Raw genomic sequence first — 26,989 nt, 5'->3', positions numbered from 1 at the left:
ATGCAGGACTACCGGAGCGTCGCCGACGCGGTGGCCGAGGAGATCCGGACCGGTGCGCTCCGGCCCGGCGACCGCCTCCCCCCGCAGCGCACCTTCGCGCGGAAGTACGGCATCGCCGCCTCCACCGCGACCCGCGTCTATCAGGAACTGGCCCGGCGTGGCCTGACCGTCGGCGAAGTGGGCCGCGGCACCTTCGTCCGCGCCGAGACCACCGCCCCGGCCCCCTCCCCCGCACTCACCGAACCCGCCGGAAACCGCATCGACCTGGAGCTGAACTACCCCGTCGCCCCCGACCAGAGCGCCCTCCTCGCCGCCGGACTCGGCGGGCTGCTGCGCCCCGACGGCCTGGCGTACGCGCTGCAACCGGTCGGTACCGCCGGGCTCCCCGCCGTACAGGAATCAGCCGCCGACACCCTCGCCCGCGGCGGCTGGCGCCCCGACCCGGCGCGCGTCCTCTTCGCCGGGAACGGCCGGCAGGCCGTCGCCGCCGCCGTCACCGCCCTGGTGCCGCCCGGCGGACGGCTCGGCGTCGAGGAGCTGACCTACCCGGTCGTGAAGGCCGTGGCCGCCCGCCACGGCATCACCCTCGTCCCGCTGACCATGGACGATGCCGGGCTGGTCCCCGAGGCCGTCGCCGAGGCCCATGCCGCCGCCCCGCTGCACGCCGTCTACGTCCAGCCGCGGCTGCACAACCCGCTCTCGCTCACCATGCCCGCCGCCCGGGTGGCGCAGCTGGCCGAGACCCTGCTCCGGCTCGGTCTCCCCGCGATCGAGGACGCCGTCTGGGCCTTCCTGCGCGACGAACTCCCGCCGCTGGCCGCCCTTGCGCCCGAGCGCACCGTCCTGATCGACAGCCTCTCCAAACGCGCCGCCCCCGGCCTGACCCTCGGCTTCGTGGTCGCACCGGCCGCGCTGAGCGGCGCGCTCTCCTCCGCGCTCCGGTCGGGCGGCTGGTCCCCCATGCGGTTCGCCCTGGAGGCCGCCCACCGCTGGCAGCAGGACGGCGTCCTGGCCACCCTGGTGGCCGCCAAACAGCAGGAGGCGACGGAACGCCAGAAGCTCGCGGCCCGGCACCTCGACGGGTTCGACATACGGAGCGACCCCCGCTCGTACCACTGCTGGTGGCGACTGCCCCGCCCGTGGCGCGCCGAGACCTTCGTCGCCGCAGCGGCCCGCCACGGCATCGGCGTGGTCCCCGCCGCCGCCTTCACCACCGGCCGCGGCCACGCCCCGAACGCCCTCCGCCTCGGACTCGCCTCCCCCCGACCGGATGTCCTCGCCCAGGCCCTCACCACCCTCGCCGCCCTCGCCCGCACCTCCCCGGAGGGACTCGTCAGCGACTGACCGCACCCCGCACGGCACCCGGCCGTTGCCGCGCCCACACCTCCGCCGTAGGCCCGAACGGCGTCCCCGATGACCCGACAGCCCCCGCCCGACCTTTCGGCTCCCGCTCGGCCCCCAACCCGGCAGCGGACAACTGCCGCCCCTGGCCGACCACGCCCCAGGCCCCCCGCGTACAGGTCCGCTCCTGCGCCCGCCTCGACGGTGACCACCTCTACAAGGCGGGAGTGGGAGGTCCGCAGCGACCTGGTACACGGCGCGGCATACCAGGTGTGCGCCTACGTGATCACGGCCGGCAGCTCCGGCCCGAACATCAGAGGCCAGGCCACGACGGGCCTCCAACACGGCGTCACCTACCGGTGCCCGGCCCGGCCCGGAAGCCCCGCTTCCCCCGCCAAGTTGAGCAGGACACAAAAAGAGCCGGTCACGAGAATTCTCGTGACCGGCTCCGTCGGTGGACCTGAGGGGATTCGAACCCCTGACCCCCTCGTTGCGAACGAGGTGCGCTACCAGCTGCGCCACAGGCCCTTGCGACGAGTGAAACTCTAGCACCTCGATGGCGGTGCTCGGAAATCGCTTCCCGTGCTGGTCAGCGTGGGGCTACTCGTTCGCGGCGCGCGGACGGTCGTAGTCGTCCGGGTCGGCTGCGGGGTCGGTGGGCGCCGGGGAGGCGTACTGGTCGAACAGCGGGGTGCGGCCCCGGGGGCGGCGGGACGCGGTGGGCTGGTCCTGGCGCGGGGGTTCGGGGTGTTCGGCGGCGGCGCTGGAGCGGGCGGAGCTCCAGGCGTCATCGGCGTCGAGGTCGACGTGGCTGGTGGCGCGGGGGGCGACCGGGGCGGTGACGTAGGTGGGGAGCGGCACGGGGACCGGTTCCCAGCTGCCGGGGGCCGGGTGGGGGCGCTCGCGTTCGCGCTGCTGGTCGACCCACTCGGCGTGGTCGGTCTCCTCCACGAGGGCGCGGCGGCCGGCCGCCTGGGCGGGCTCGGGACGCGGCTCCGGGTGGGGTTCGGCCGGGGCGTCAGCGACGGGGTCGGCCGGGTGGTCGGCGGCGGGCGGCTGGTCCGCCGCCCGCGGAGGGCGGGGGCGGCCCTCCCGCAGCCGTTGCGCCGCCGCCTCCGCCTTGCGCTGGTCCATGGTGAAGGTGAAGCGGCGGCGCTCCTGGGTGCGGAGGTAGACGATGTACGCGCTCAGCAGGAGGGCGGGGGCGGCGGGGGCCCAGAGGAAGGCGGTGCCGCCGACCGCGGCGACGACCGCGCCGACGGTGAAGGCGAGGAAGAGGACCGTGATGGTGCGCCGGCGGCGGGCGAGGACCTTGGCCCGCTTGGCGCGCTCGGTGAGCGAGGGGCGCGGCGGGTGGGCGGCGACCCGGGTGCGGGGGTCGGTCGCGGGGTCGCCGGGGGGCCGGACGTCGGCCTCGTCGGGCCGGTGGTCCGGTTCCTGCTCGTCGGCGGCATCGTCGGCGAGGCCGTCCTGCTCCTTGTCGTAGCGGCGCTGCATGGCCGCTCGGCCGGAGAGGAGCCGGATGGCCGTACTGAAGCGCTCCGTGGGACGCGCTTCGTTCAGCTCGTCCTGCCTACGGAGCCACATCGGCACCAAGTAGGCAGCCCAGGCCCCGACGATGACTGCGTAGATGAGGCCGCTGCTTCTCACGACTCACACGGTAGAGGGGTTTGCGGGGGGCCATCCGCCAATTGAGCCGGTGTGTCGCACGATCTGGCTGATATCTCGAACTTTTTTTGTGATTGTTGAGATCAGCACTCTCCGAATGTGGGTATTCGGTGGATTAATTCGAACAGGTATTTCATTTGTGGGATGCGCTGGGCTTCTGCCGCCGCCAGCGGTTCAGCAGACCTTCGGGCACCTCTTCGGCGGTCAGCGCGAATACGGCGTGGTCACGCCAGGCGCCGTCGATGTGCAGATAGCGCGGACGCAGCCCCTCCTCGCGGAATCCGAGTTTCTCCACCACACGGCGGCTGGGGGTGTTCTCCGGGCGAATGCACACCTCGATGCGGTGCAGTCCGACGCTGCGGAAGCAGTGGTCGACGGCGAGCGCGACGGCGGTCGGAATGACGCCACGGCCGGCGACGTCGCGGTCGACCCAGTAGCCGATATGGCCCGAGCACATCGAGCCCCAGGTGATCCCGGCGACGGTGAGCTGACCGACCAGGCGGCCCTGGTACTCGACGACGAACGGCAGCATCCGGCCCGCGTACGCCTCCGCCCGCAGATGGCGGACCATCTGACGGTAGGTCGGGCGGTGCGGTACGGGGATGCCGGGCGGAGGCGGCGGAACCGTCGCCTCCCAGGGGCGCAGCCAGTCGCGGTTGCGGCGGTTGACCTCGCGCCAGGCGCGCTGGTCGCGCAGTTTTATCGGCCGGAGGGTGACGTCGTTGTCCGTGAGGACGACCGGCCAGGGCGCGTTCAGTGGGTGCTCCGCTGGGGTCTGGGGTGATCGCCGCCGCGGATCTGGTCGACGGCGTGCGGCAGGAGCGTGGCGAGGACGGCGAGGCCGTCGCGTACGCCGCCGGTCGAGCCGGGGAGGTTGACGATGAGGGTGGTGCCGGCGACCCCGGCCAGACCGCGGGAGAGGACCGCGGTGGGCACCGCCTCGCGGCCCGCGGCGCGCAGCGCCTCCGGGATGCCGGGGATGTCGCGGTCGAGGACGGCGCGGGTGGCCTCGGGGGTGCGGTCGGTGGGCGAGATGCCGGTGCCGCCGGTGGTGAGGACGGCGTCGTACCCGGCGGCGACCGCCTCGCGGAGGGCCTGTTCGACGGGGTCGCCGTCCGCGACGACGCGCGGGCCGTCGACCGTGAAGCCCATGGCCGTCAGCCCCTCGACAAGCAGCGGGCCGCCCCTGTCGGGGTAGACGCCGGCGGCCGCGCGGTTGGAGGCGGTGACGACGAGGGCGCGCGGGGCGGTCATCCGCGGCTCCAGTCGCCGGACTTGCCGCCGGTCTTCGTCTCGACCCGGACATCGGTGATCACGGCCGCCTTGTCGACGGCCTTGACCATGTCGACGACGGTCAGCGCGGCGACGGAGACCGCGGTGAGGGCCTCCATCTCGACGCCGGTGCGGTCGGTGGTGCGGACCGTGGCGGCGATCTCGACGGCGTCGTCGGCGACGGTGAGGTCGACGGTGACGCCCGAGACGGCGAGCGGGTGACAGAGCGGGATCAGCTCCGGGGTCCGCTTGGCGCCCATGATCCCGGCGATCCGCGCGGTGGCCAGCGCATCGCCCTTGGGCAGCCCCTCACCCCGGAGCAACGCGACGACCTGCGGCGATACCAGGACGCGGCCGGTGGCGCGGGCGGTGCGGGCGGTGACGTCCTTCGCCGTGACGTCGACCATCCGGGCGGCGCCCGCCGCGTCGAGATGGGTGAGGTGTTGCTGGCCGCTGCTCATTGTTCTCCTGGTCCGCGCTGCCGCCTGTGGGACGACACCGTACCCCTGGGGCGCCGCGGCTATCCGAGCAGGACGACGTCGACGCTGTCGCCCGCCGCGACCTCGGTGGTGTCCTCGGGGACGACGATCAGGGCGTTGGCGTGGGCGAGCGCGCCGATGAGGTGGGAGCCGGCGCCGCCGACGGGGGTGACCGTACCGGCGTCCCGGTCGTAGGAGCCGCGCAGGAACTGACGGCGGCCCGCGGGCGAGCCGGTGACCGCCTCGGTGCACTCGGCGGGGACGGTGGCGCGGTGCACGTCGGGCAGGCCCATCAGCGTACGGATGGCGGGGCGGGCGAAGAGCTCGAAGGAGACGTAGGCGCTGACCGGGTTGCCGGGGAGGGCGAGCAGCGGGATGCGGTCGGGGCCGATGAGGCCGAAGCCCTGGGGCTTGCCGGGCTGCATGGCGAGCCGGCGGAACTCGACGCTGCCCTCCTCGGCGGAGAGGTCGGTGAGCGTCTCCTTGACCACGTCGTACGCGCCGACGCTGACGCCGCCGCTGGTGACCAGCAGGTCGGCGCGGATGAACTGGTCCTCCAGGGTGGCGCGGAGGGTGTCGGGGTCGTCGGCGACGGCGCCGACGCGGTAGGCGATGGCGCCGGCGTCGCGGGCGGCGGCGGTGAGCTGGAAGCTGTTGGAGTCGTGGATCTGGCCGGGGCCCAACGTCTCACCGGGCTGGACCAGTTCGCTGCCGGTGGACAGCACGACGACCCGGGGGCGCGGCCGGACCCGGACGGTGCCGCGGCCGATGGCGGCGAGCAGGGCGATCTGCGGCGGGCCGAGGACCGTACCGGCGCGCAGGGCGCGCTCCCCGGCGCTGACGTCGCTGCCCGCGGCGCGGATATGGGCGCGGGCGGCGGCCGGGCGGTGCACCCGGACCTCGCCGGAGGCGCCCGCGGGGGACGCGCCGTGGGCCGCCATGGAGTCGGCGGGGCCGCCGCCGCTGCCGCCGTCGGTCCACTCGACGGGGACGACGGCCTCGGCGCCGGGCGGGACGGGCGCGCCGGTCATGATGCGGGCGGCCTGGCCGGGGCCGACGGCGGGCAGCTCGCCGCTGCCCGCCGCGACATCCCCGATGACGGTGAGGGTGGCCGGGAACTCCTCGGTGGCGCCCTCGACGTCGATGACGCGGACCGCGTAGCCGTCCATGGAGCTGTTGTCGAACGGCGGGAGGGCGGCCGGGACGGTGACGTCCTCGACCAGGACGCACCCCTGGGCGTCGAGCAGCTGCAGCTCGATCGGGTCCAGGGGGCGGACCTTGGCGAGGACGTCGTCGAGATGGTCGGCCACCGACCAGACACGGTGCGGACGGCGGGTCGGGTCGGTGGTACCGCTCAAGGCCCTACAACTCCTCGGTGACGTAACTGCGCAGCCAGGTCCGGAACTCCGGGCCCAGGTCCTCACGTTCGCATGCCAGTCTGACAATGGCACGGAGGTAATCGCCGCGGTCGCCGGTGTCATAGCGGCGGCCCTTGAAGACGACGCCGTGCACCGGGCCGCCCAGGGACGGGTCGGCGGCGAGCGTCTGGAGGGCGTCGGTGAGCTGGATCTCACCGCCGCGGCCGGGGGCGGTCTCGCGCAGGACGTCGAAGACGGCCGGGTCGAGGACGTAGCGGCCGATGATGGCGAGGTTGGAGGGGGCCTGCTCCGGGTCGGGCTTCTCGACCAGGTCGGAGACGACCACGACGTCGTCGTCGCCCGTGGGGGTCGCGGCGGCGCAGCCGTAGAGGTGGATCTGGGCCGGGTCGACCTCCATGAGGGCGATGACGGAGCCGCCGTGCCGCTCCTGTATGTCGATCATGCGCTGGAGCAGCGGGTCGCGCGGGTCGATGAGGTCGTCGCCGAGGAGGACGGCGAAGGGCTGGTCGCCGACGTGCGGGGCGGCGCAGAGGATGGCGTGGCCGAGGCCCTTGGGGTCGCCCTGGCGGACGTAGTGCATGGTCGCCAGGTCGCTGGACTCCTGGACCTTGGCGAGGCGGGATTCGTCGCCCTTGCGGTGCAGCGCCTCTTCCAGCTCGTAGTTGCGGTCGAAGTGGTCCTCCAGGGGTCGCTTGTTGCGGCCGGTCACCATGAGGACGTCGGAGAGGCCGGCGGCGGCCGCCTCCTCCACCACGTACTGGATGGCGGGCTTGTCGACGACCGGCAGCATCTCCTTGGGGGTGGCCTTGGTGGCGGGGAGAAAGCGGGTGCCGAGGCCGGCTGCCGGGACGACGGCCTTGCTGATCCGGGGGTGCGATGGGGTCATGCGCAGAACGATAACCGGCCCAAAAGGAAGGATGATGAGTGTCCGGTGAATACTGCCCGAGAGCGGGAGCAAGGCCACACGGTGAGCATGGACCACGGTAGGAAACAGAGGTTGCGGCGCCGTCTCCTGGAGGTGAGGAGAGCGTTGCCGTCCGATGTCGCGGCGGCTTCCGGGGGCGAACTGGCCCGCCGGGCGCTGGAGCTGGCGGAGCTGGCGGACGCCGGGACGGTCGCGGCGTACGTGTCGGTGGGGCGCGAGCCGTCCACCCGCGCGCTGCTGGAGCGGCTGCACGGGGCGGGAACGCGGGTGCTGCTGCCGGTGCTGCTGCCCGACAACGATCTGGACTGGGCGCGCTACGAGGGTGCAGACCGCCTGGTGAAGGCGGGCCGGGGCCTGCTGGAGCCGGCCGGGCCGCGGCTGGGCCCCGAGGCGGTGACGGCGGCGGACACGGTGCTGCTGCCGGGCCTCGCGGTGGACCGGCACGGGCTGCGGCTGGGCCGCGGCGGCGGCTCGTACGACCGGGTGCTGGCGCGTCTGGAGCGGGCCGGGGCGCATCCGGCGACGGTGGTGCTGCTCCACGACGGCGAGGTGCTGGACGAGGTCCCGGCGGAGGCGCACGACCGGCCGGTGGACGCGGCGGTGACGCCGTCCGGGGTGTGGCGTTTCACGGCACGGGAGTGAGCGGGGAACGTCACTTTCCAGCCGCCGAGTATTGACCTGAATTGACCACCTCGGCGGGTACGGAAACGGCCCCGGCCCCCGTCCGCGTCGTGCGGGCGGGGGCCGGGGCGTTCCGCTCAGGCGCTCACGGGGTGAGCGTCAGCGTGTCCTTCGTGCCCTTCTTGACCACGGCGTCGCCGAAGGCCCAGGGGAGCAGTTCGCCCTTGGCCCACTTGTCGGTCTGGTCGTAGTAGTGGGCGTCGTAGGCGTGGCCGGAGGCGCCGGTGAGGTTGATCCAGCGGGACTTGTCGAGGTCGGCGAGGTTGACGACCATCCGCATGGACGGGACCCAGGTGACGCCGTAGCCGCCGGAGGCGTTCCAGCCGGTGGCGTTGACCGCCGCCTCGCCGCCGCCGACGTTCCACGGGCCGCGGTTGAAGAGCCCCTGGAGGAAGCCGGGGCCCGCGGTGCCCAGCGTCTGGTTCTTCAGGAACAGCTGGTGCAGCCGGCCCCAGGTCCAGTTGTCGATGTTCTTGCCGAGCTTGGAGGTCAGCTCGTAGCGGGCGTCCTTCATGGCGTGCGCGAGGAGCTGGTCGCGGTTCTTGTCGCCGGGGCGGCCGGGCAGGTCCGCGGTCTTCCACCAGGCGTTGTTCGGGTCGTCGAGGATCGCGCGGACCACCTCGTACCAGCGGTCGCCGCCGTCGGGCTGGGCCATGTCGGGGGCGCGCTCACCGCATTCGCGGACGAACTTGTTCAGGTCGTCGACGGGCCCGCTGCCCTCGGCCGGGCGGACGGTCAGGCACTCGCCCTTGACCCGCAGCTCCTTGGGCATCTTGTTGCCGAAGGCCAGCTTGAGGAGGTTGCGCCAGACGCCGTTGAAGTAGGCGGCGGCCGCGGAGTCCGGTTCCTGGGTGAAGTCCCAGCCGTCGAGGAGCTGCTGCGCCTCGCGGACGTACGGGTCGGAGATGTTGACCTTGGTGAGGTACGGCGTCAGGATCCGGGCGATCTGGCTGCTGTTGTCCTGCTGGAAGCTCTGCATGTCGTCCGTGGAGACCTTGCCGCCGTCCTTGATCTTCGACTCGATGAGGTCGTTGATCCGCTGGCTGCGGGCGCCGTAGCCCCAGTCCTTGGTCAGCAGGTAGGGGTACTTCTTCTCGTCGACGACGGCCTGGTTGGCGGTGACGATGTAGCCGCGCCCGGGGTTGTACTCCCAGGGGAGCGCGGACTGCGGGATGTAGCCGGTCCAGCGGTAGGCCGGGTCCCAGCCGGGGGCGGGGAGGGAGCCGTCGCCCTTGCCGCGGACGGGGATGCGGCCGGGGGCCTGGTAGCCGATGTTGCCCTTGGTGTCGGCGTAGATGAGGTTCTGCGAGGGGACCTCGAAGTCGGCGGCGGCCTTGCGGAAGCTCGTCCAGTCCTTGGCGCGGTTCAGCTCGAAGACGGCGTCCATGGACTTACCGGGGTCGAGCGCGGTCCAGCGCAGCGAGATCGCGTAGCCGTCGCCGCGGTCGGGGGCGGCGTTGCCGACGGGGGCCCGCTTGCCGACGGTGGCCAGCTCGCCGTTCCGGTCGGAGACTATGGGCCCGTTGTCGGTGGTACGGACGGTGATCTCGCGGCTCGGGCCGCCGGCGACCTTGATGGTCTCCTTGCGGGTGGTGAACGGGCGGCGGCGGCCGTCGGAGAGGTAGCCGTCGGTGGTGATCTTCTCCAGGTACAGGTCGGTGACGTCGGCGCCGAGGTTGGTCATGCCCCAGGAGATGTCCTGGTTGTGGCCGATGATCACGCCGGGCATACCGGAGAAGGTGTAGCCCGCCACGTCGTAGTTGCACTTCGGGCCGGTGGTGCGGCAGTGCAGGCCCATCTGGTACCAGAGCGAGGGCATCTGCGGGGCGAGGTGCGGGTCGTTGGCGAGCAGCGGCTTGCCGGTGGTGGTGTGGGAGCCGGAGACGACCCAGGAGTTGGAGCCGATGCCGTTGCCGTTCGGGCCGAGCAGCGCCGGGATCTTGTCGAGCGAGGTGGAGAGCGCGGAGAGCTGGTTCTGCAGGCCCTGGGTGGCGCCGCCGGGGGTGCCGTTCGCGGCGGTGTTGCCGCTGCTGCTGCCCTTGGGGTCGAACTCCTTGGTGACGGGGTTGACCGCGCCGCCCTCGACGATCGGCTTGTTCCGCTTGGACGGGTAGGCCGGGTACAGCTCCGCGATCTGCTTCGGGCTGAGGCGGCTCGTCATCAGGGAGCGGTCGATCTCGTCCTGCATGTTGCCGCGCAGGTCCCAGGCCATGGCCTTGAGCCAGGCGATCGAGTCGACGGGCGTCCACTTCTCGGGCTTGTAGTCGTTCTGGAAGTCCAGCGCCGCGTACTCCAGGGAGAGCGCCGCGCCCTCGTGATCCTTGAGGTAGGCGTTGACGCCCGCGGAGTAGGCCTGGAGGTACTTCTTCGTGGCCGGCGACAGCTTGGTGTCGTACTCCTGCTGTGCGACGCGGTGCCAGCCCAGCGTGCGCAGGAAGGCGTCGGTGTCGACCTGGTCCTTGCCGAACATCTCGGAGAGGCGGCCGGCCGTCATGTGGCGGCGGACGTCCATCTCCCAGAAGCGGTCCTGCGCCTGGACGTAGCCCTGGGCGCGGAAGAGGTCCTCATCGGAGTCGGCGTAGATCTGGGGTATGCCGTGCGCGTCGCGGCGGACCTCGACGGGGTCGGTCAGGCCCGCGAGCTTGAGCGACCCGGTGGTCTGCGGGAGCGACGCCCGCACGGTGTTCACCCCCCAGAAGGCGCCGAACGCGATGCCCGCCACGAGCAGCAGCACGACCGCGACGGCGACGAGGCGGCCGCGCCGCCCCTTCTTCTTTTTGGGGGCTGGGCCGGTCTTGTTGGCGGGCATCTCTGTCCTTCGAGGGGCAGGGTGGGAGTGCTGGAGCAACGATAGGCCCACGGGTCGGGCGGCCCCTACGCGGCGTCATGACCAGCGCATCCAAGGTTCAAGTAATGGTAAATTGTTAGCCTCAGTAACTAGATACGGTAAGGATTACGCCAGGGAAAGGCCCCGGACCCGGCTCCGGACCGCGCGCGGAAGGACCAGCTCCTGACTGTCGACCATCTCAACCAACTCCTGCTGCTCTGCTCGCTCGTACTGCTCGTCGCGGTGGCCGCGGTACGGCTCTCCTCGCGCAGCGGGCTGCCCAGCCTGCTCATCTACCTCGGGATAGGCATCGCCCTCGGGCAGGACGGCCTGGGCGGCGTGGACTTCAGCAACGCCGAGCTGACCCAGTTGCTCGGCTACGCCGCCCTCGTCGTGATCCTCGCCGAGGGCGGCCTCGGGACGAAGTGGAAGGAGATCCGGCCCGCGCTGCCCCGCGCGGCGCTGCTCTCCACGCTCGGCGTCGCGGTGAGCGTGGGGGTCACCGCGGCGGGGGCGCACTACCTCGCCGGGCTGGAGTGGCGGCAGGCGCTGCTGATCGGCGCGGTGGTGTCGTCGACGGACGCCGCCGCGGTCTTCTCCGTGCTGCGCTCGGTGCCGCTGCCGTCCCGTCTGACGGGCGTGCTGGAGGCCGAGTCCGGCTTCAACGACGCCCCGGTGGTCATCCTCGTCGTCGCCTTCTCGACCGCCGGACCGGTCGAGCACTGGTACGTCCTGATCGGCGAGATCGCCCTGGAGCTGGCGATCGGCGCGGCGGTCGGACTGGCCGTGGGCTGGCTCGGCGCGTACGGCATGCGGCACGTGGCGCTGCCCGCCTCGGGTCTGTACCCGATCGCCGTGATGGCCATCGCGGTCTCCGCGTACGCGGCGGGCGCCCTGGCGCACGGCTCGGGCTTCCTCGCCGTCTACCTGGCCGCGATGATCCTCGGCAACGCCAAGCTGCCGCACTCCGCGGCGACCCGCGGCTTCGCCGAGGGGCTGGGCTGGATAGGCCAGATCGGCATGTTCGTCCTGCTGGGCCTGCTGGTGACGCCGCACAACCTCCTCGACGACATCGTCCCCGCGCTGCTGATCGGCCTGATCCTGACCGTCGTGGCCCGGCCGCTGTCGGTCTTCCTCGGGCTGCTGCCGTTCCGGGTGCCGTGGCGGGAGGAGGCGCTGCTGTCCTGGGCCGGGCTGCGCGGCGCGGTGCCCATCGTCCTCGCCACCATCCCGATGGTCGGCCACGTCCCGGGCAGCGAACGCGTCTTCAACATCGTCTTCGTCCTCGTCGTGGTCTACACCCTCGTCCAGGGCCCGACGCTGCCGTGGCTGGCGCGGCGGCTGCGGCTGGGTGAGGGCGAGGAGGCGGCCGACCTCGGCATCGAGTCGGCGCCGCTGGAGCGGCTCCGCGGCCATCTGCTGTCCACCTCGATCGGGGCCACCTCCCGGATGCACGGCGTGGAGGTCGGGGAGTTGCGGATGCCGTCCGGCGCCGCCGTCACCCTCGTCGTCCGGGACGGCAAGAGCTTCGTGCCGACGCCGACGACGGTGCTGCGGCGCGGCGACGAACTGCTGGTCGTCGCCACCGACCAGGTCCGCGACGCGGCGGAGAAGCGGCTCCAGGCCGTCTCCCTGGGCGGCAAGCTCGCCGGCTGGCTGGGCACCGTCGCCGAGGCCCCGGTGGAGGCGGTGCGCCGGCACGGACGGCGGAAGACGCCGGCCACCACCGGCGGCAGAAGGGCACACCGCGACTGACCGGTCGGTGCGCCGCCCCGGTGTGCGGCGGCGTACCACCGATCCGAAGGCGGCCCCCGGGAAGCCCCGGCCGATCCCGGGGCTTCCCCCGTACCGGCCTGTACAATTCCGTCAGCACATCGACGAACCACTCTGCCTGATGCAGAGCTGGCGCGACCGCTCGGCGGCCGCGGCCCGGTGCGGGCCACGCGGTATCACTCGGTCCTGCGCGAGAGGACAGCTCTCGGCGCACCACCCGTGAGCACTCGCGGCCGTGCGCTACCAGGCAGCGGAAAGGCCCGGCCGTGGCATCCGCGGTCAAGGACTCCCGTCCCGGATACGGACAACTGCTGCGCACCCCCGGTGCGTGGAGCTTCCTGCTGCCCGGCTTTCTGGCCCGGCAGCCCTTCGCCATGCTGACGATCTCCATCGTGCTGCTGGTCGAGCACACCACCGGCTCGTACGGCACCGCCGGTACGGTCTCGGCGACGACCGGTGTGGCGATGGCACTGTTCGCCCCGCAGAGCGGCAAGCTCGCCGACCGGTTCGGGCAGCGCGCGGTGCTGTTGCCCGGCGTACTGGTGCACGTCGCGGGCATCGCCGCACTGATCACGCTGGCCCTGTCGCACGCCCCCCTGTGGGCGCTGCTCGCCGTCGCGGTGCCCACGGGCGCCTCGACGCCGCAGGTCGGCCCGATGGTGCGGGCCCGCTGGGCGGCCCGGCTGGGCGGCAGTCCGCTGCTGTCGACGGCGGCGGCGTTCGAGTCGGTCACCGACGAGTTCACCTTCGTGGTCGGTCCGGTGCTGGCCACGGCGTTGTGCACCGGCGTCCACCCGGCCGCCGGACTGATCGCCGAGGCGGCGTTGACACTGGCCGGCGGGGTGCTCTTCGCGGCGCAGCGGCGCAGCCAGCCGCCGGTCCACCGCGGCCACCAGGAGGGCGCGCCGCGCGTCTCGGCGCTGTCGGTGTCGGGGGTGCGGGTGCTGATCGTGGCGTTCCTCGGCATCGGCGCCGTCTTCGGCGGTATGCAGGTCACGCTGACCGCGTTCACCCAGGACATCGGCCGCCCCGGCATCAACGGCGTCCTCTACGGCATCTTCGCGGCGGGCAACATGCTGGCCGGGATCGCGTGCGGCGCCATCGCCTGGAAGACCGGCCCGCGCCGCCGGCTGCTCGTCGCGTACGGGCTGCTGGCGCTGGCCACCGTCCCGCTGTGGGCGATCACGGCGGTGCCGCTGCTGGCGGCGAACGGCCTGGTCATCGGGTTGTGCATCGCCCCGGCGCTGATCACCGGCTACACGCTGGTGGAGTCGCTGGTCCCGGCGGGCGCCCGGACGGAGGCGTTCACCTGGCTGACCGGTGCGGTGGCGCTGGGCCAGGCCGCGGCGGCGACGTCGGCGGGCCGGCTGGCCGACGCCTACGCGCCGAGCAGCGGCTTCCTGGTGCCGCTGGCCGGTACCGCGCTGGCCGCCGCGGTGCTGCTGGCACTGCGCTCGCGGCTGCTGCCCCGGGGGACGAGCCGCGTGGTGACGCCGTCCGCGGAGCCCTCGGGCGAGGCGGCGGAGCGTGGAGTCGGTCACCGTACGGCGGCCACAGTGGACTGACGGGCCGGAATACTGCACTATGGAGCGTCGTTAGCACTCATCGAGTGAGAGTGCCAGGAGGAAGTCAAGTGCCGACCTACCAGTACCAGTGCACCGAGTGCGGCCAGGGCCACGAGGCGGTGCAGAAGTTCACCGACGACGCACTCACCGAGTGCCCCAGCTGCCAGGGACGCCTCAAGAAGGTGTTCTCCGCGGTCGGCATCGTCTTCAAGGGCTCCGGCTTCTACCGCAACGACAGCCGCGGCGCGTCGACCAGCAGCAGCCCGGCGAAGTCCGCCTCTCCCTCGACGAGCACGTCCGACTCCTCGTCGTCCGGCTCCGGCTCGGACACGAAGTCGTCCGGTACGTCGTCCAGCGCGTCGTCCTCGTCGACGAGCAGCACCTCGGGCTCGGCGAGCAGCAGCTCCGCCGCCTGATTCCCGCTTCCCCGGACCCCCGCCGTCGCGCCGACGGCGGGGGTCCGGTGCGTGCGGGGCACCCCGTAGGCTGAGCCGCATGGCTGACGCGGAGATTGGCGTCATCGGCGGATCGGGTTTCTACTCCTTCCTCGACGACGTGACCGAGATCACGGTGGACACCCCCTACGGGAGCCCCAGCGACTCCCTGTTCCTCGGCGAGATCGCCGGGCGGCAGGTCGCCTTCCTCCCCCGGCACGGCCGCGGTCACCACCTTCCGCCGCACCGCATCAACTACCGCGCCAACCTCTGGGCGCTGCGCTCCGTCGGTGTCCGGCAGGTCCTCGGCCCGTGCGCGGTGGGCGGCCTGCGGCCGGAGTACGGACCGGGCACGCTGCTCGTCCCCGATCAGATCGTGGACCGCACCAAGGCCCGCGCCCAGACGTTCTTCGACGGTGTCCCGCTCGCCGACGGCAGCATCCCGCGCATCTTCCACCTGCCGTTCGCCGACCCGTACTGCCCCGCCGCCCGGACGGCCGCGCTGACGGCGGCGCGCGGCCGGGAGTGGGACGCGGTGGACGGCGGCACGCTCGTGGTGATCGAGGGGCCGCGCTTCTCCAGCCGCGCCGAGTCCCGGTGGCATGCCGCGCAGGGCTGGTCGGTGGTCGGCATGACGGGCCACCCCGAGGCGGCCCTCGCCCGCGAACTGGGTCTGTGCTACGCGTCGTTGACGCTGGTCACGGACCTGGACGCGGGCGCCGAGACGGGCGAGGGCGTCTCCCACCACGATGTCCTGGAGGTCTTCGGGAAGAACGTCGGCCGGCTGCGCGAGGTCCTCTTCGACGCGATCGGCGCCCTCCCGGCCGCGGACGCCCGGACCTGTGGGTGCGCCGAGGTGCACGACGGCTGGGAGCTGGGGATCGAGCTGCCGTAGGGGGTTCGGAGCGGGGCCGCGGACCGGTTTCGCGGTGGGGCCGCCGCGCCGGGTCCGCCGCGACCTTGGGGGCTGTCCCTCCGGCGGGTGACGGAGTTTTCCCCACCCGCCGGGGCCGTCCACAGGCCGGTACGCGCGGCGGGGAGAGCGGGCACGGTGGGTGCTGTCGGTCCCGTTCCCTCACCGCAGGCGGTGTTCTCCGTGCCCCACTCCCCGCTTCTCCCGTCCGCTCCGCCGGCCGCCCGGGCGGCCGCGCTTCCGGCGCCGCTGCCCGCGCCCTCGCCGTGTGAAGTGCCCCACTTCCCGCCGCTCCGGCTCGGTGGCACCCGGCACCCGTGGCGCCGGGCCCTGTGGTGGCGGCTGGGCGCCGCCGGGCTCGCGATCACCGCCACGACATGGGTATTTACGGAATTACCGGACGCGGGCCGGGCTCCGTCGGACGCCGGTTGTGCCGCTTCGGCGGCGCCGGTGGGGCGGTAGTCCATGGCGCAAGATCGAGTGGCGTCCGTTTCCCGGCCGGGCGAAACTTTTCCGGGCGGCGGGGCCGCTGCCGCACGCCGCCCGGAGCGCGCCCGATATTTCCGCGGCGCCCCGGATGTGATCCGTACTGACGCTCTGGCCGCTCACTGGTTCGTGTGGGGCGGCTGGACACCGCTGCCCCGCCCTGACGTAAGTTGCGGTGCTGTTTGTTGGCGCACCGTCCGTAATGAGCATGGAGAGAGGCCCACTGGTGAGCGAGAGCAAGAGCGTCCTGCAGGGATTCAAGGACTTCCTGATGCGGGGCAACGTCATCGAACTCGCGGTGGCGGTGGTCGTCGGTGCGGCCTTCACCAACATCGTGAACGCGGTGGTGAAGGGCGTGATCAACCCGATCGTGGGCGCCTTCGGCTCGCAGAACCTCGACAACTACAAGACCTGCCTCACCACCTGCGTCGTCGACAAGAAGACGGGCGAGTTCACCGACGGCATCTACATCCTGTGGGGCTCGGTCCTCAGCGCGGTGCTGACCTTCCTGATCACCGCCGGGGTGGTCTACTTCCTCATGATCCTTCCGATGAACAAGTGGAAGGAGCGGGTGGACGCCCGCAAGCCGGTGGACGACAGCCCGGCGGAGCCGACCGAGGTCGAGCTGCTGGCGGAGATCCGCGACGCCCTGATCGCACAGCGCAACGGCTCCCCGTCGGCGTCGTCCGCACCGGACGCCGTCGCAACGGTCATCACGCAGAAGTCGCAGTCGTAGCCGGACCCCGCGGACGCCTCGGACCGCTCCACCGCCTCGCTCAGAGGTGGTGGGGCGGTTTTTCGTCGAGGAAGCGCCGCAGGTCGGCGGCGGCGTCGGCCGCCTCACCGGTGGGACGCTCGCCCCAACCGCGGTCGGAGTCGTCGTCGGAGCGGCGGGACAGCGGATCGTCGAAGATCAACGCGGCCCGGGCCGCCCGGCGCCGGGCGGCGACCCGCCGCTCCTCGGCGTCCCGGGCCGCCTGCTCCTCGTCGGAAGCCTGGCCGGAGCCCTGGGGCGCCTGGTCCGCGGCCTGCTCGCCGGGGGCCGGCCGGTCCTGGGCCGGCGCGGTGTCGGGCGCGGGCTGCGGCTCGCGGGGGCGAGCCGGATCGTCGGATGCGGGGGTGGTGCTCACCCCCTCAGGGTACGACCGGCCCGGGCCCGGCCTCCGGGCGGCCGCGGCGGGGGCATGCCGCGGCCCGGGCGGATCAGGACGGCGCGGTGGCCGTGACGAGCCGGGCCGCGTTGCACAGGCGGACGGCGCCGTGCTCCTCGTAGACCCGCAGCCGGTCGGTGAGCGCGGTGCGGGCGCGGGCCACGGTGGCGGGGTCGGCCCGGCTCGTCCAGTGGCGGCCGTGGCCGGAGCCCAGCAGGAAGTCCGCGGCGTCGTCGGCGTCCCGGCCCCAGGCGCCGTAGGCCGCCACCCGCTCCGTGGTGACGCCGGTGAACCCGGCGGCGGTGAGCACCCCGCGGATCTCGTCCGGACCGCCGAGGGAGAAGGCGCCGGGGGCGCCCGGGCGGCCGAAGTCGCCGAGCGGCAGATGGTCGCGGAGGACCAGGACCGCCTGGAGCCATTCGTTGTCCGCGTCGGCCGCGCCGCAGACGAAGGCGAGCCGGCCGCCGGGGCGCAGCGCCCGGCGGAGGTGGGCGAACGCGCCCACCGGGTCGGCGAAGAACATCACGCCGAAGCGGCTGATGGCGACGTCGAGCCCGCCGGGCGGGAAGGGATGGGCCTGCGCGTCGCCCTGTACGAAGGTCACATTGGCGGGGCCGTCGCGCCGGGCGCTCTCCCGGGCCTTCTCCAGCATCGGGGCGGACAGATCCAGGCCGGTGGCGCCGCCCCGGTACGCCTGGCGGGCGGCGAGCCGGGTCGTGCAGCCGGAGCCGCAGCCGATGTCCAGGACCCGGTCGTCCGCGCGGATCGCCGCGGCGGTGAGCAGCGGTTCGGTGAATCCGGCGTTGACCGCTTCCCAGCGGTCCCGGTGGGCGGCCCGGTGGACGCCCTCGTCGCCGTCCCAGAAGCGCTGCTGCTCGGTGTTGACGATCGCTCCCATGCCGTTCCTCCTGCGGGCTGCGGGCCGCCACTGCCGACCGGACCGGGCCGTTCACGCCCGCGCCGGAAAGGGGGATGCGCCCCCTCAGTATGGGCGCGGCCGGGCGAACCGGCACCGGAGCGCGGCGGCGGCCCGGCGTTCCGCTCCCCGCGTCCGCGCGGACCGGATCGCCAACCGCCGCAGGGGCGGTGGAGGTTCGCGCCGGCCGGGGGCGTACCGGGAGCCGCCCCCGTCGGGCGCCCCGGCGCGAGGGGCCGCGAACGCCCGCCACCACACCCCAACATGACACTGAAAATCATTACCGATATCGTGATCTCCGGGTCACTGCGGGACCGCGGTCCGGGGTTCCCGGATGCCGGGGGCCCGCGCATCTCGCGGCGATGGGGAGTCATGGGACATCTGTTGATGGTCGAGAGCTGGGTGGGCTCGATGAGCCGGCTGCTGCCACGGGCGCTCACCGGCGCCGGGCACACATTCACGTTCCTCACCCGGGACCTGCAGCACTACCTGCGGTCCGCCCCCGAGGGGACCGCCCACCCGCTGCTCGGCGCCCGCAACGTCCTCACCGCCGACACCAACGACCCCGCCACGCTGCTGCCGTACGTACAGCGCCTGCACGCCGCGCTGGGGTTCGACGGGGTGCTCAGCTCCTGCGACTACTACCTGCCGACCGTCGCCGCCCTCGCCGGAGAGCTGGGGCTGCCCGGTCCGGACGCGGACGCCGTCACCGCCGCGTGCCGCAAGGACCACACCCGGCGCGCGCTCGCCGCGGCGGGGGTGCCGGGGCCGCGGTTCGCCGTCTGTGACGGGCTGCCCGCCGCCGCCCTCGCCGCCGCGGAGATCGGCTATCCGCTGGTGGTGAAGCCGGTGGACCTGTGCGCGGGCATGTTCGTCCGGCGGGTGGACGACGAGCGGGAGCTGGCCGCCGCACACCGTGCGCTGGACGCCTTCCCGGTCAATGCGCGCGGCCGGCGCCGCGTCCCCGCGCTTCTGCTGGAGGAGCTGCTGGAGGGGCCCGAGGTCAGCGTCGAGACCGTGACCTCCGGCGGCGTCACACACGTCATCGGCGTCACCGACAAGAGCCTGGGCGGTGCCCCGGCGTTCATCGAGACGGGGCATCTCTTCCCCACCGCGCTCGCCCCGGACGAAGCCGCCGCGGCGGCGAAGACCGCGTGCGCCGCGCTCACTGCGCTCGGCCTGGACCAGCTCGTGGCGCACACCGAGATCAAGCTGACCGCGGACGGCCCCCGGGTGATCGAGGTCAACCCGCGCCCGGCGGGCAACCGCATCACCGAACTCGTCCGCCATGTCACCGGCGTCGACCTCGCTGCCGTCTGCGTGGCACTGGCGCTCGGCGAGACGCCCGACCTGGCGGTCCGGCCGACGGGGGTGCCGGACGCGGCCATCGGCTTCCTGCTGCCGGAGACCGACGGCGTCCTGACCGGCTACGGTCCGGCCGGGTGCGAGGCGCGGCAGGACCCGGCGGCGGCACCCGGTGTCCTGGAGGTGGTGCTGGCCGAGCCGGGCACCCGGGTGCGCGTCGCCGCCGACAACAACGGCTATCTGGGGCACATCATGGCGGCGGGGAGCGGCGCCCCGCCCGGCGACGCCCGCAGCCGCGTCGCCGAGCTGCTCGCCGCCGTCCGCCCGCGCGTGGCGGTGGACCGATGAGCGCCCCGCCCGCCGTCCGGTCGGCCACCGCCCCGCTCACCGGCTGGCCGGACCCGGAGACACTGCGACAGGCCGTACTGGACGGCGCCTTCGGCCCCGATCCGCGGGACGTGCGGATCTCCACGGCGTTCGCCACCAGCCAGGCGGTCCGCCACGACGGGCGGTCCGGCGGCTACCGCAACGAGGTGCTGAGCCTGCGGCTGGGCGCGGCTGTCGGCTCGTGCGCGGCGGAGCCCGGCGCACTGCCGGCCGAGGCGGTCACGGACGCGGTGGGCGCGGACGTGGCGACGCTGCTGGCACACCCGCTGCCGGTGGTGCGGACCGCCGCACTCGACGCGTATCTGATGCACCGGCTGCCGCACACCCCGGCGCACGGGGCGCGGCCGCTGACGCTGGCCGCGGGCACGTCCCTGGAGAAGTCCCGGGCGCGGGCGCGGGCCGTCGTGGAACTGCTGGCGCCGGTGGTGCCCGCCGGGGGCCGGGTGCTGGTCGTCGGCGTCGTCAACTCCCTGCTGGAGGCGTTGCGTTCGGCCGGGCTGAGGTATGTGCCGTGCGATCTGAAGGGCGGGGTGACGGAGTGGGGCGAGAGGGTGGTGCGGGACGCGGCGGGCGCCGTCGGCGGCTGTGCCGCGGTGCTCGCCTCGGGGATGACGCTCGGCAACGGCACCTTCGGGCCGTTGCGGGCGCTGGCCGCGGCGCGCGGGCTGCCGCTGGTGCTGTTCGCGCAGACCGGCAGCGCGGTGCTGCCCCGCTTCCTCGGCGCGGGCGTGCACGCGGTGTGCGCGGAGCCCTACCCGTTCTTCTGGCTCGACGGCGGACCCGGCACGCTGTACCGCTACGGCGGGCCGCCCGCCGACGGCCGGTACGAGGGGAGCGGCCGATGAGCACGCCGACGACCGCGGCCGCGCCGCCGCGCGCACCGCAGCGGCGGGTGCGGCCGGAAGCCGCCGATCCGCATCTGTTGTCGCTGGTCGGACGGACACCGCTGGCGCGGATCACCGCCGATCTGCCGGGCCCGCAGCCCGGGTTCTGGGCGAAGCTGGAGGGGCACGGCGTCGGCGGGATGAAGGCGCGGGCCGCCGTGTCGATGCTGCTGGGGGCACGGGAGCGCGGTGAGCTGCGGCCCGGTGCGCCGGTGGTGGAGTCGACGTCCGGCACCCTCGGCATCGGCCTGGCCTTCGCCGGTCAGGCACTGGGCCACCCCGTCGTCCTGGTCGGCGACGCGGAGCTGGAGCCGTCGATGCGACGGCTGCTGCGGGCGTACGGGGCGCGGCTGGAGCTGGCCGACCGCCCGGCGGCGCGCGGCGGCTGGCAGGCGGCCCGGCTGGCGCTGCTGCGCACGGTGCTGGCGGAGCTGCCCGGCGCGTACTGGCCCGATCAGTACAACAACCCCGACAACCGCGCCGGTTACGCCTCGCTCGCCGCCGAGATCGCCGGTGCGCTGCCGCGGCTGGACATCCTGGTGTGCAGCGTCGGCACCGGCGGCCACAGCGCGGGGCTCATCGGACCGCTGCGGCGCGCCCGGCCCGGGCTGCGGCTGATCGGGGTGGACGCCACCGGCTCGACGATCTTCGGACAGCGGGCCCGGCCCCGGCTGATGCGCGGGCTGGGCAGCAGCATCCATCCGCGCAACGTCGACCACGCCGCGTTCGACGAGGTGCACTGGGTGGGACCGGCCGAATCCGCCGATGCCTGCCGCCGGTTGGCGCGGACCAGCTTCGTCAGCGGGGGCTGGAGCACCGGCGCCGCGGCGCTGGTGGCGGCGTGGGCGGCGCGGAGCCGTCCGGGCGCGGTCGTCGCGACGGTCTTCCCGGACGGACCGCACCGCTATCTGTCGTCCGTCTACGACGACGACTTCACCACCGCGCACGGCGTGGACTGCGCCACCGCCCGCACCCACCCCGTCGAGATCCCCCATCCGCACGCGGCCGAGGCGACCGGCTGGACCCGCTGCACCACGGTCCTCTCCCCCCACACGGCGCCCGTACCGCCCCGTCCCCCGCAGGAGGCACCCGCGTGAAGACGTCCCTGCGCACCACGCGCCTGGAACTCGCCGAACCGCTGCGGATATCCCGCGCCACCATGGCCGCCCGGGACGCGGTGTGGCTCACGGTGGCGCACGGCGGGCTGCGCGGCCACGGCGAAGCGGTGGCCAGCGCCTACTACGGGCTGGACGCGGCCACGCTGGTGCGGTTGCTGCGCGACGCATCGGCCGGGATCGCGCGCCATGCCGACCCGGAGTCCGCGCTGGCGGCGCTGCGCGCCGGGGAGCTGTCCCCAGGGGCGCCACCCGCCGTCACCGCGGCCGTCGAATCGGCGCTGCTGGACCTCGTCGGCAAGCGGTCCGGTCACGGCGCGTACCACCTGCTGGGCGCGGCCGGCCCACCGTCCGCGCCGACCGCCCGCACCCTCGGCATCACCGCCCCGGAGCGGGCCGGGGCGCTCGCCGCGCGCCTGAGCGGCCGCGGCTTCACCCTGCTGAAGATCAAGGCGGGCTCGGCCGACCCGGAGGATGATCTCGCCCGTGTCCGGGCGGTCCGCGCGGCGGCCCCGCACGCCCGGCTGCTGCTCGACCCGAACGGCGCGTGGAGCGCCGCCCAGGCCCGGGAGCTGCTGCCGCGCTGCGCGGAGCTGGGGGTGGCGGCGGTGGAGCAGCCGCTCGCGCCCGGCGATCCCGAGGCGCTGGCCGCGCTGGCGGCCCGGTCGCCGCTGCCGGTGATCGCCGATGAGGACGCGGTGTCGTACGAGGACGCGCGGCGGCTCGCGGGCCGGGTGCAGGGCGTCAACGTCAAACTCGCCAAGTGCGGCGGGGTGTTCGCGGCGCTGCGCATCGCCGATCTGCTGGCGGACAGCGGTACGGAGCTGATGCTCGGCTGTCTGACGGCCAGCACCCTCGGCATCGCGCCCGCCGTCCATCTGGTGCACCGCGCCCGCTGGGTCGACCTCGACGGTCATCTGCTCCTCGCCCACGACCCGTGGCGCGGGGTCGGCGGCGCGGACGGGACGGTACGGGTGGGCGACGGCCCCGGGCTGGGGGTACGGCCGCGGGCCCGGGAGGAGCGCCCGGGGGTGGTCGGCTGAGGGGGAGAGCGGGGCAAGGGCCGGCAGGTGGCCGCGGCGCGCGGCTCTCCCGGACCGGCCGCGTGGTGGGGGGGACCGATCCGGACGTGTGACGGCCGGAGCTGGTGTTCCGTCCGCTCAGACCTGCGCCAGTTCGTCATGCCACCAGTGGTCGCGGCCCGGCAGCCAGCCCACGGGGCGGGCGCAGCGGCTGACGACGAGGACGGGCGCGGTCACCTCGCGGCACGCGGTGTGGTGCAGGGCCCGGTCCAGGACCGGCTTCACGGGGCGGACGGATCCCTCCCAGAACGCCGCGTCCGCGGTGACCAGCACCCGTGCGTCCGTGCCCTGTATGCGCTCGGCGAGCTGCGGGGCGGTCAGCTGCACCGGGAGCGTGGTCCGGATGGCGTCCAGCTGGCCGCAGGCGAGGGTGACTATCACCGATTCCGGGACCAGCGGCAGATGGACGGCGACCCGGTCGCCCGCGCCGACGCCGAGACGGCGCAGCACGGTCGCGGCGCGCTCCGCCCGGTCGAGGAGCATGCCGTGCGTCAGCTCCTCCAGCCGTCCCGGCTCGCCGGACCAGGTCAGCGCGGGCCGCGAACCGCCCGGCCGACGGGAGGCCCGCGGCTCGCGGGGGCCATCTGCATGCTCTGAGGTCACACGGCGCAACATGCGGACCAGCCTGAAGATCACCGATCAACGATCGCTGAACGTCCGCTGTACGCAGCCGCCACCGCTGCCGCGCAGGCGGTCACGGCCCTTGCCCTCGGGGCCCGTTCGCCCGTGGGCGCCCCCGGTGCGGCGCGGACCGATACGCTACCGAAGGGCACCTCGCCCGGCGACCGTCTGACCCGTCACCGCCGACCGCCCCGTTCCACACCGTGCCGCGTCCGGTGCGAACCGGCTCGCCCGGCACCGCTTCCCGCGCCTGCGCCGTTCCGTACGGCCGGCACCTCGCCCGGCCCGGGGCCTTCCGGAGTGCCGCGTCCGGCCACCGACGGAACCTCTCGGTCCGCGCCCGCCGGCACCCGGCACGGCTCCGGCCCGCCCCCCTTCCTGCCCCTCGTTCCGGGCACCCAATCCCCTCCCCCGCGACGGATGTCGCCCACTCCCGTCACGCCCTGCCGCGCGCGTGCGCGCCCCGGCGCGCCCACATGCGCCGCGCGCCCTCTGCGTGCGCCCGTACGAAAGGCCGTCCCGTATGCCCGTGTCCCCCTCCGCCCCGCCGCCCCCGCCGTCCCCGTCACCGCCCGGGGCCGGGCCGGACGGCCGGTGGGCGCTGACCGCGGTGGCGCTGGGCGCGTTCTGCGTCCAGTTGGACTCGTTCGCGCTGCATCTCGCGCTGCCCGTCATCCGGGGCGAACTGCCGGGCCCGGCGGCCCTGGGGCGCGCGGTGAGCGGCGGCTATCTCCTGGCCGCCGGGGCGCTGATGCCGCTCGCCGGGCGGCTCGGCGACGCGTACGGCAGCCGCCGGATGCTCCGTGCCGGGCTGCTGCTGTTCGCCACCGCGGCCGCCGCCTGCGCCCTCGCGCCGTCGCTGCCGCTCCTGGTGGCGGCCCGGGTGCTCCAGGGGGCGGGCGCCGCACTGATCATGCCGAACGGACTGGCGCTGCTCACCCAGCTCTTCCCCGGGCCCCGGGGGCGGCGGATGACCGGACGCGCCCTGGGGCTGGCCGGACTCGCCACCGCCTGCGGCCCGTTCGTGGGCGGCGCCGTCACGGAGTACGGATCCTGGCGGGCCGTCTTCTGGCTGACCGCGCTCCCGGCGCTGGCGGCCACCGCGGCCATCCGGCGCGCCCCCGGTGCGGCCCGACGGGCCGCGGCACATCCGGACGCGGCGGGCGCGGTCGCCGCCACGGGTGCCTGCGCCTGCCTGGCGCTCGGCCTGGGCGGCGGCCCCTGGTGGTGGGCCTGGCTGGCCACCGCGGCGGCGCTCGGCGGCTGCGGCGTACGGCGGGCGCGGCGCACGGCGCCGCTCCTGGACCCGGCGCTGCTCCACGACGGTCGCTATCTGCGGCTGACGGCCTCCGGAGCGGTCGCCAACGCGGCGACGGTGGCCCTGCTGTTCACCGTGCCGCAGCTCCTGGAGCGGGCCGCCGGACTGTCACCGACCGTCGCCGGCCTGGCGTTCCTGGTTCCGGCCGGGGCGTTGGCCGCCGGTGGCCCGGCCGCCGGACGGGTGCGGCCGACGGCCGGCACGGCGGTGATGGCGAGCTGTCTGACCGTGGCGGCCGCGGGGTTGGGGGCGCTGCCCCTGGGCGGTACGGATCCGCTGCCGCTCCTGGTGGCGGCGACGGTCGCGGCGGGCTCCCTGGGAGCGGCGGGCGCGCTGGCCCTCACCGGGACGCAGGCCCTGGCGGCGGCCGATGGAGCGGGCGCGGCCGCCGGGGCGACCAAAGCGGTCCTGACCGTCACCGCCGGTCTGGGTCTCGCCCTGCCGCTCCCGGACGACGGCCCCCGCCCCGCCGTCCTCGGGGCGGTCTGCCTGACGACGGCGCTCGGCCTGACCGCCCCGGCCGCCCTCCGGACGCTCCGGCGACTACTGCGGAGGGGAGGGCGGGGGACGCCCGGGTGACCTTCGCCCGGGCCCGACCCCCGACCGGAAGCGCCTCGCCGCGCGGCCTCGGGAGTTATCCACAGGCCCGGCGCGACGCGGGCCGACGGTCGTACGGTGAGCCCGCGAAACGAGCACGGAAAGTGACGAAGCGCGGGACAACGGGGGTGCGGAATGAGGAAGTTGGCGAGCATTCGGCGGGTGGAGCCGCGCGGTTCGGACGGACGTGGCGCAGGTCGGTGCCGAGCGGATGGGCAGGGCTCCGGCCGACGCCGGCCGGGCGGGGGCGGTGCCGACCGGAGCGGTCCCGGCGGAGGCGACACCGCCCGGCCCGGGTGCGGTGCCCGGCGCGGGGCTTCACGCCGGGCACGCCGGTGGCCGCGCCGTCCGCCGCGGCTCCTGCGGTCAGGCGTCCGCCGCCACCGTGTCGGCGACCACGCACCCGATGTTGTCCGGCGCGCCCGCCTCCCGCGCCCGCGTGACCAGTTCCCGCACGGCCTGCTCGGGGCCGGGCGCGGCGGCCAGCACCTCCTGGAGGGTGCCGGGCGGCAGGACGGTGTGGAGCCCGTCGGTGCACAGCAGGTACCGCTCGCCCGGGCGGGCGTCCAGCAGCCGCAGGTCGGGGGCGAATCCCTCGCTCCCGTCGAGGGCGCGGGAGAGCAGCCCGTGCTGCGGATGCCCGGGCGCCTCCTCCGGCGTGAGCCGTCCCTCGTCGATGAGGGACTGCACCGGGGTGTGGTCATGGGTCAGCCGCACCAGCCCGGCGTCCCGCAGGACGTAGCAGCGCGAGTCGCCGATGTGCAGCAGCACCGGCCGCGCCCCGGCGTGCAGCAGCGCCGTCAGGGTGCAGCCCGCCTCCGCCGCGCCCTCGGTGCCGAGCTGCCGGACCGCGCGGTTGGCGCGGTGCGCGGCCTCCTCCAGTGCGTCGAGGAGATCCGCGGGCGCGGGGTCGCGCGTCTCCAGGGCGGTCAGTTCGGCGAGCGCGGTGGCCGCCGCCCGGCCGCCGGCCGCGCCGTATCCGTCGGCGACGGCGAGCAGTCGCCGCCCGGCGTACGCCGCGTCCTGGTTGGCGGTGCGGACGAGCCCGCCGTCGGTCAGGGCCGCGGCGCGCAGTGTCATGGGAGTGGGAGTGGTCGCCATGGTGGAGTCCTTCCGGGACAGTTGGTCGACGAGGAAGACGGCCAGGTCCCGGCGGGCCGCGGTGTCGGCCTCGACCTGTTCCCAGTAGGCGGCGACCGCGGTGGCCGCGGCGTCCGGCGGCAGGGCGCACACCTCGCGGATGCGGGCCAGCGGCATCCCCAGCCGTCGCAGCCAGGCGACGAGCCGCGCCCGTTCCAACTGCGCGGGAGCGTAACGCCGGTAGCCGTTCAGCGGGTCGACATGCGCCGGGGGCAACAGCCCGAGGTCGTCGTAGAGCCGCAGCGCCTTGGGCGAGAGCCGGCAGGCGCGGGCGAACGCCCCGATGGCCAGCAGCCCCGTCCCGTCACCGCGGTCCCCGTACCCCGTCACCGTCCGCCCCTTCCCCTGCCGTCCGGCCGCCGTGGGGCGGGCAGCCGCCCGGCCAGGGCGCCCGGCCGTCCTCCTCGTACCGGGCCCGTCGCCCGGCTCCACCGATGCTGTGGCTTCCCCCAAGGGCAAGGTCAACCACGTCCGTCACCGGAGGCCGGGCACCTGCCGTCGGGGCCGCGCCGGACGGCGCCGGGCCGGTCGCCGGGCGGTACGGAACCAGCACCGGGCCACACCGCCGTGCCCCGGGCCCGCCGTCCCGCGACCACTCCCGTCACCGCCCGGGCCGGGGCGCGGCCCGCACCGCCCCTAGATGAGTAAGTCCGAAGTGGTGGTCAGTGGTCGTAGGCGGTCAGGGATCGTGTGATCGGTTGTCCGGTGGCTCGGTTGTGCCAGATCGCGG

The 26,989-nt window shown here is 74.5% G+C and carries 23 protein-coding genes and 1 tRNA gene; 12 read left to right on the top strand and 12 right to left on the bottom strand.

The window, feature by feature from the left end:
- Positions 1-1,344: a PLP-dependent aminotransferase family protein gene (locus tag ACF1BH_RS20670; protein ID WP_391644127.1), complete on the top strand. Its 1,344-nt coding sequence runs from the start codon at positions 1-3 to the stop codon at positions 1,342-1,344.
- A 452-nt stretch (positions 1,345-1,796) separates the two neighbouring features.
- Here the strand turns inward: ACF1BH_RS20670 and ACF1BH_RS20665 are convergent.
- The 7 genes from ACF1BH_RS20665 to galU form a co-directional block, all read right to left on the bottom strand.
- Positions 1,797-1,869, bottom strand: a tRNA-Ala gene (locus ACF1BH_RS20665).
- A gap of 72 nt (positions 1,870-1,941) precedes the next feature.
- Positions 1,942-2,991 (bottom strand): hypothetical protein, encoded by a 1,050-nt coding sequence (locus ACF1BH_RS20660; RefSeq protein WP_391644125.1) that lies wholly within the window; start codon positions 2,989-2,991, stop codon positions 1,942-1,944.
- Between the two features lie 151 nt (positions 2,992-3,142).
- Positions 3,143-3,766, bottom strand: a complete 624-nt coding sequence (locus ACF1BH_RS20655) for a GNAT family N-acetyltransferase (protein WP_391644557.1) — start codon at positions 3,764-3,766, stop codon at positions 3,143-3,145.
- A complete protein-coding gene (locus ACF1BH_RS20650) occupies positions 3,763-4,263 on the bottom strand; it encodes a molybdenum cofactor biosynthesis protein B (protein WP_391644123.1) in 501 nt (166 codons plus the stop codon). Before ACF1BH_RS20650 ends, ACF1BH_RS20655 begins: the two co-directional genes overlap by 4 nt.
- Positions 4,260-4,742, bottom strand: a complete 483-nt coding sequence (gene moaC / locus ACF1BH_RS20645) for a cyclic pyranopterin monophosphate synthase MoaC (protein WP_030282029.1) — start codon at positions 4,740-4,742, stop codon at positions 4,260-4,262. Before moaC ends, ACF1BH_RS20650 begins: the two co-directional genes overlap by 4 nt.
- A gap of 59 nt (positions 4,743-4,801) precedes the next feature.
- The gene (gene glp / locus ACF1BH_RS20640; protein ID WP_391644121.1) at positions 4,802-6,118 is read right to left on the bottom strand and encodes a gephyrin-like molybdotransferase Glp; all 1,317 of its coding nucleotides are present in this window, start codon (positions 6,116-6,118) and stop codon (positions 4,802-4,804) included.
- Positions 6,119-6,122: 4 nt separating this feature from the next.
- Entirely contained in the window at positions 6,123-7,025 is a 903-nt protein-coding gene (gene galU / locus ACF1BH_RS20635) for a UTP--glucose-1-phosphate uridylyltransferase GalU (protein WP_391644119.1), read from the bottom strand.
- A gap of 87 nt (positions 7,026-7,112) precedes the next feature.
- On the opposite strand from galU, the gene ACF1BH_RS20630 reads away from it, so the two are divergent.
- Complete coding sequence (locus ACF1BH_RS20630; protein ID WP_391644117.1) at positions 7,113-7,706, top strand: 5-formyltetrahydrofolate cyclo-ligase; 594 nt, start codon at positions 7,113-7,115, stop codon at positions 7,704-7,706.
- 124 nt (positions 7,707-7,830) lie between these two features.
- On the opposite strand, the gene ACF1BH_RS20625 is transcribed toward ACF1BH_RS20630, so the two are convergent.
- Entirely contained in the window at positions 7,831-10,554 is a 2,724-nt protein-coding gene (locus ACF1BH_RS20625) for a penicillin acylase family protein (RefSeq protein ID WP_391644115.1), read from the bottom strand.
- A 261-nt stretch (positions 10,555-10,815) separates the two neighbouring features.
- Here ACF1BH_RS20625 and ACF1BH_RS20620 point away from each other — a divergent pair, with 261 nt between their 5' ends.
- The 5 genes from ACF1BH_RS20620 (at position 10,816) to mscL (ending at position 16,479) form a co-directional block, all read left to right on the top strand.
- Positions 10,816-12,327: a potassium/proton antiporter gene (locus tag ACF1BH_RS20620; protein WP_391644113.1), complete on the top strand. Its 1,512-nt coding sequence runs from the start codon at positions 10,816-10,818 to the stop codon at positions 12,325-12,327.
- 284 nt (positions 12,328-12,611) lie between these two features.
- Positions 12,612-13,910, top strand: coding sequence for an MFS transporter (locus tag ACF1BH_RS20615; RefSeq protein WP_391644111.1), 1,299 nt, complete (start codon positions 12,612-12,614; stop codon positions 13,908-13,910).
- A 68-nt stretch (positions 13,911-13,978) separates the two neighbouring features.
- Entirely contained in the window at positions 13,979-14,326 is a 348-nt protein-coding gene (locus ACF1BH_RS20610) for an FmdB family zinc ribbon protein (protein ID WP_391644109.1), read from the top strand.
- Between the two features lie 79 nt (positions 14,327-14,405).
- Positions 14,406-15,239, top strand: coding sequence for an S-methyl-5'-thioadenosine phosphorylase (locus tag ACF1BH_RS20605; RefSeq protein WP_391644107.1), 834 nt, complete (start codon positions 14,406-14,408; stop codon positions 15,237-15,239).
- A gap of 730 nt (positions 15,240-15,969) precedes the next feature.
- On the top strand, positions 15,970-16,479 hold the full coding sequence (mscL, locus tag ACF1BH_RS20600; protein WP_391644105.1) for a large conductance mechanosensitive channel protein MscL: 510 nt from the start codon (positions 15,970-15,972) through the stop codon (positions 16,477-16,479).
- Positions 16,480-16,519: 40 nt separating this feature from the next.
- On the opposite strand, the gene ACF1BH_RS20595 is transcribed toward mscL, so the two are convergent.
- Together ACF1BH_RS20595 and ACF1BH_RS20590 are read right to left on the bottom strand one after the other, a co-directional pair.
- Entirely contained in the window at positions 16,520-16,873 is a 354-nt protein-coding gene (locus ACF1BH_RS20595) for a hypothetical protein (RefSeq protein ID WP_391644103.1), read from the bottom strand.
- Between the two features lie 73 nt (positions 16,874-16,946).
- Positions 16,947-17,792, bottom strand: a complete 846-nt coding sequence (locus tag ACF1BH_RS20590; protein WP_391644101.1) for a class I SAM-dependent methyltransferase — start codon at positions 17,790-17,792, stop codon at positions 16,947-16,949.
- Positions 17,793-18,182: 390 nt separating this feature from the next.
- Between ACF1BH_RS20590 and ACF1BH_RS20585 the strand changes: the two genes are divergently transcribed.
- From ACF1BH_RS20585 to ACF1BH_RS20570, 4 genes are read left to right on the top strand one after another with little or no spacing between them, the layout of a single operon-like run.
- Entirely contained in the window at positions 18,183-19,463 is a 1,281-nt protein-coding gene (locus ACF1BH_RS20585; protein WP_391644099.1) for an ATP-grasp domain-containing protein, read from the top strand.
- A complete protein-coding gene (locus tag ACF1BH_RS20580) occupies positions 19,460-20,347 on the top strand; it encodes a hypothetical protein (RefSeq protein WP_391644097.1) in 888 nt (295 codons plus the stop codon). Before ACF1BH_RS20585 ends, ACF1BH_RS20580 begins: the two co-directional genes overlap by 4 nt.
- Positions 20,344-21,483, top strand: a complete 1,140-nt coding sequence (locus tag ACF1BH_RS20575) for a PLP-dependent cysteine synthase family protein (RefSeq protein WP_391644095.1) — start codon at positions 20,344-20,346, stop codon at positions 21,481-21,483. The genes ACF1BH_RS20580 and ACF1BH_RS20575 overlap by 4 nt, the downstream gene beginning before the upstream one ends.
- Positions 21,480-22,544, top strand: a complete 1,065-nt coding sequence (locus tag ACF1BH_RS20570; protein ID WP_391644093.1) for a dipeptide epimerase — start codon at positions 21,480-21,482, stop codon at positions 22,542-22,544. The genes ACF1BH_RS20575 and ACF1BH_RS20570 overlap by 4 nt, the downstream gene beginning before the upstream one ends.
- Positions 22,545-22,661: 117 nt before the next feature.
- Here the strand turns inward: ACF1BH_RS20570 and ACF1BH_RS20565 are convergent, their stop codons facing one another.
- Complete coding sequence (locus ACF1BH_RS20565; RefSeq protein WP_391644091.1) at positions 22,662-23,186, bottom strand: AMP-binding protein; 525 nt, start codon at positions 23,184-23,186, stop codon at positions 22,662-22,664.
- A gap of 541 nt (positions 23,187-23,727) precedes the next feature.
- Between ACF1BH_RS20565 and ACF1BH_RS20560 the strand changes: the two genes are divergently transcribed.
- The gene (locus ACF1BH_RS20560) at positions 23,728-25,101 is read left to right on the top strand and encodes an MFS transporter (RefSeq protein WP_391644089.1); all 1,374 of its coding nucleotides are present in this window, start codon (positions 23,728-23,730) and stop codon (positions 25,099-25,101) included.
- Positions 25,102-25,485: 384 nt separating this feature from the next.
- Here ACF1BH_RS20560 and ACF1BH_RS20555 read toward each other — a convergent pair whose 3' ends face one another.
- Complete coding sequence (locus ACF1BH_RS20555; RefSeq protein WP_391644087.1) at positions 25,486-26,589, bottom strand: MerR family transcriptional regulator; 1,104 nt, start codon at positions 26,587-26,589, stop codon at positions 25,486-25,488.
- Between the last annotated feature and the right edge of the window lie 400 nt (positions 26,590-26,989).

The organism is Streptomyces sp. NPDC014733, assembly GCF_043083385.1.
In the GTDB taxonomy this organism is placed as follows: domain Bacteria; phylum Actinomycetota; class Actinomycetes; order Streptomycetales; family Streptomycetaceae; genus Streptomyces.
Note: the sequence above shows the minus strand (reverse complement) of the source record. Positions and strands in the feature narration are given on the sequence as shown.

Coding starts and splice junctions, on each gene's coding strand:
- ACF1BH_RS20560 (WP_391644089.1), top strand. CDS start 23,728: ATGCCCGTGTCCCCCTCCGCCCCGCCGCCCCCGCCGTCCCCGTCACCG.
- galU (WP_391644119.1), bottom strand. CDS start 7,025: ATGACCCCATCGCACCCCCGGATCAGCAAGGCCGTCGTCCCGGCAGCC.
- ACF1BH_RS20590 (WP_391644101.1), bottom strand. CDS start 17,792: ATGGGAGCGATCGTCAACACCGAGCAGCAGCGCTTCTGGGACGGCGAC.
- ACF1BH_RS20630 (WP_391644117.1), top strand. CDS start 7,113: ATGGACCACGGTAGGAAACAGAGGTTGCGGCGCCGTCTCCTGGAGGTG.
- ACF1BH_RS20670 (WP_391644127.1), top strand. CDS start 1: ATGCAGGACTACCGGAGCGTCGCCGACGCGGTGGCCGAGGAGATCCGG.
- ACF1BH_RS20575 (WP_391644095.1), top strand. CDS start 20,344: ATGAGCACGCCGACGACCGCGGCCGCGCCGCCGCGCGCACCGCAGCGG.
- moaC (WP_030282029.1), bottom strand. CDS start 4,742: ATGAGCAGCGGCCAGCAACACCTCACCCATCTCGACGCGGCGGGCGCC.
- ACF1BH_RS20605 (WP_391644107.1), top strand. CDS start 14,406: ATGGCTGACGCGGAGATTGGCGTCATCGGCGGATCGGGTTTCTACTCC.
- ACF1BH_RS20585 (WP_391644099.1), top strand. CDS start 18,183: ATGGGACATCTGTTGATGGTCGAGAGCTGGGTGGGCTCGATGAGCCGG.
- ACF1BH_RS20650 (WP_391644123.1), bottom strand. CDS start 4,263: ATGACCGCCCCGCGCGCCCTCGTCGTCACCGCCTCCAACCGCGCGGCC.
- ACF1BH_RS20580 (WP_391644097.1), top strand. CDS start 19,460: ATGAGCGCCCCGCCCGCCGTCCGGTCGGCCACCGCCCCGCTCACCGGC.
- ACF1BH_RS20625 (WP_391644115.1), bottom strand. CDS start 10,554: ATGCCCGCCAACAAGACCGGCCCAGCCCCCAAAAAGAAGAAGGGGCGG.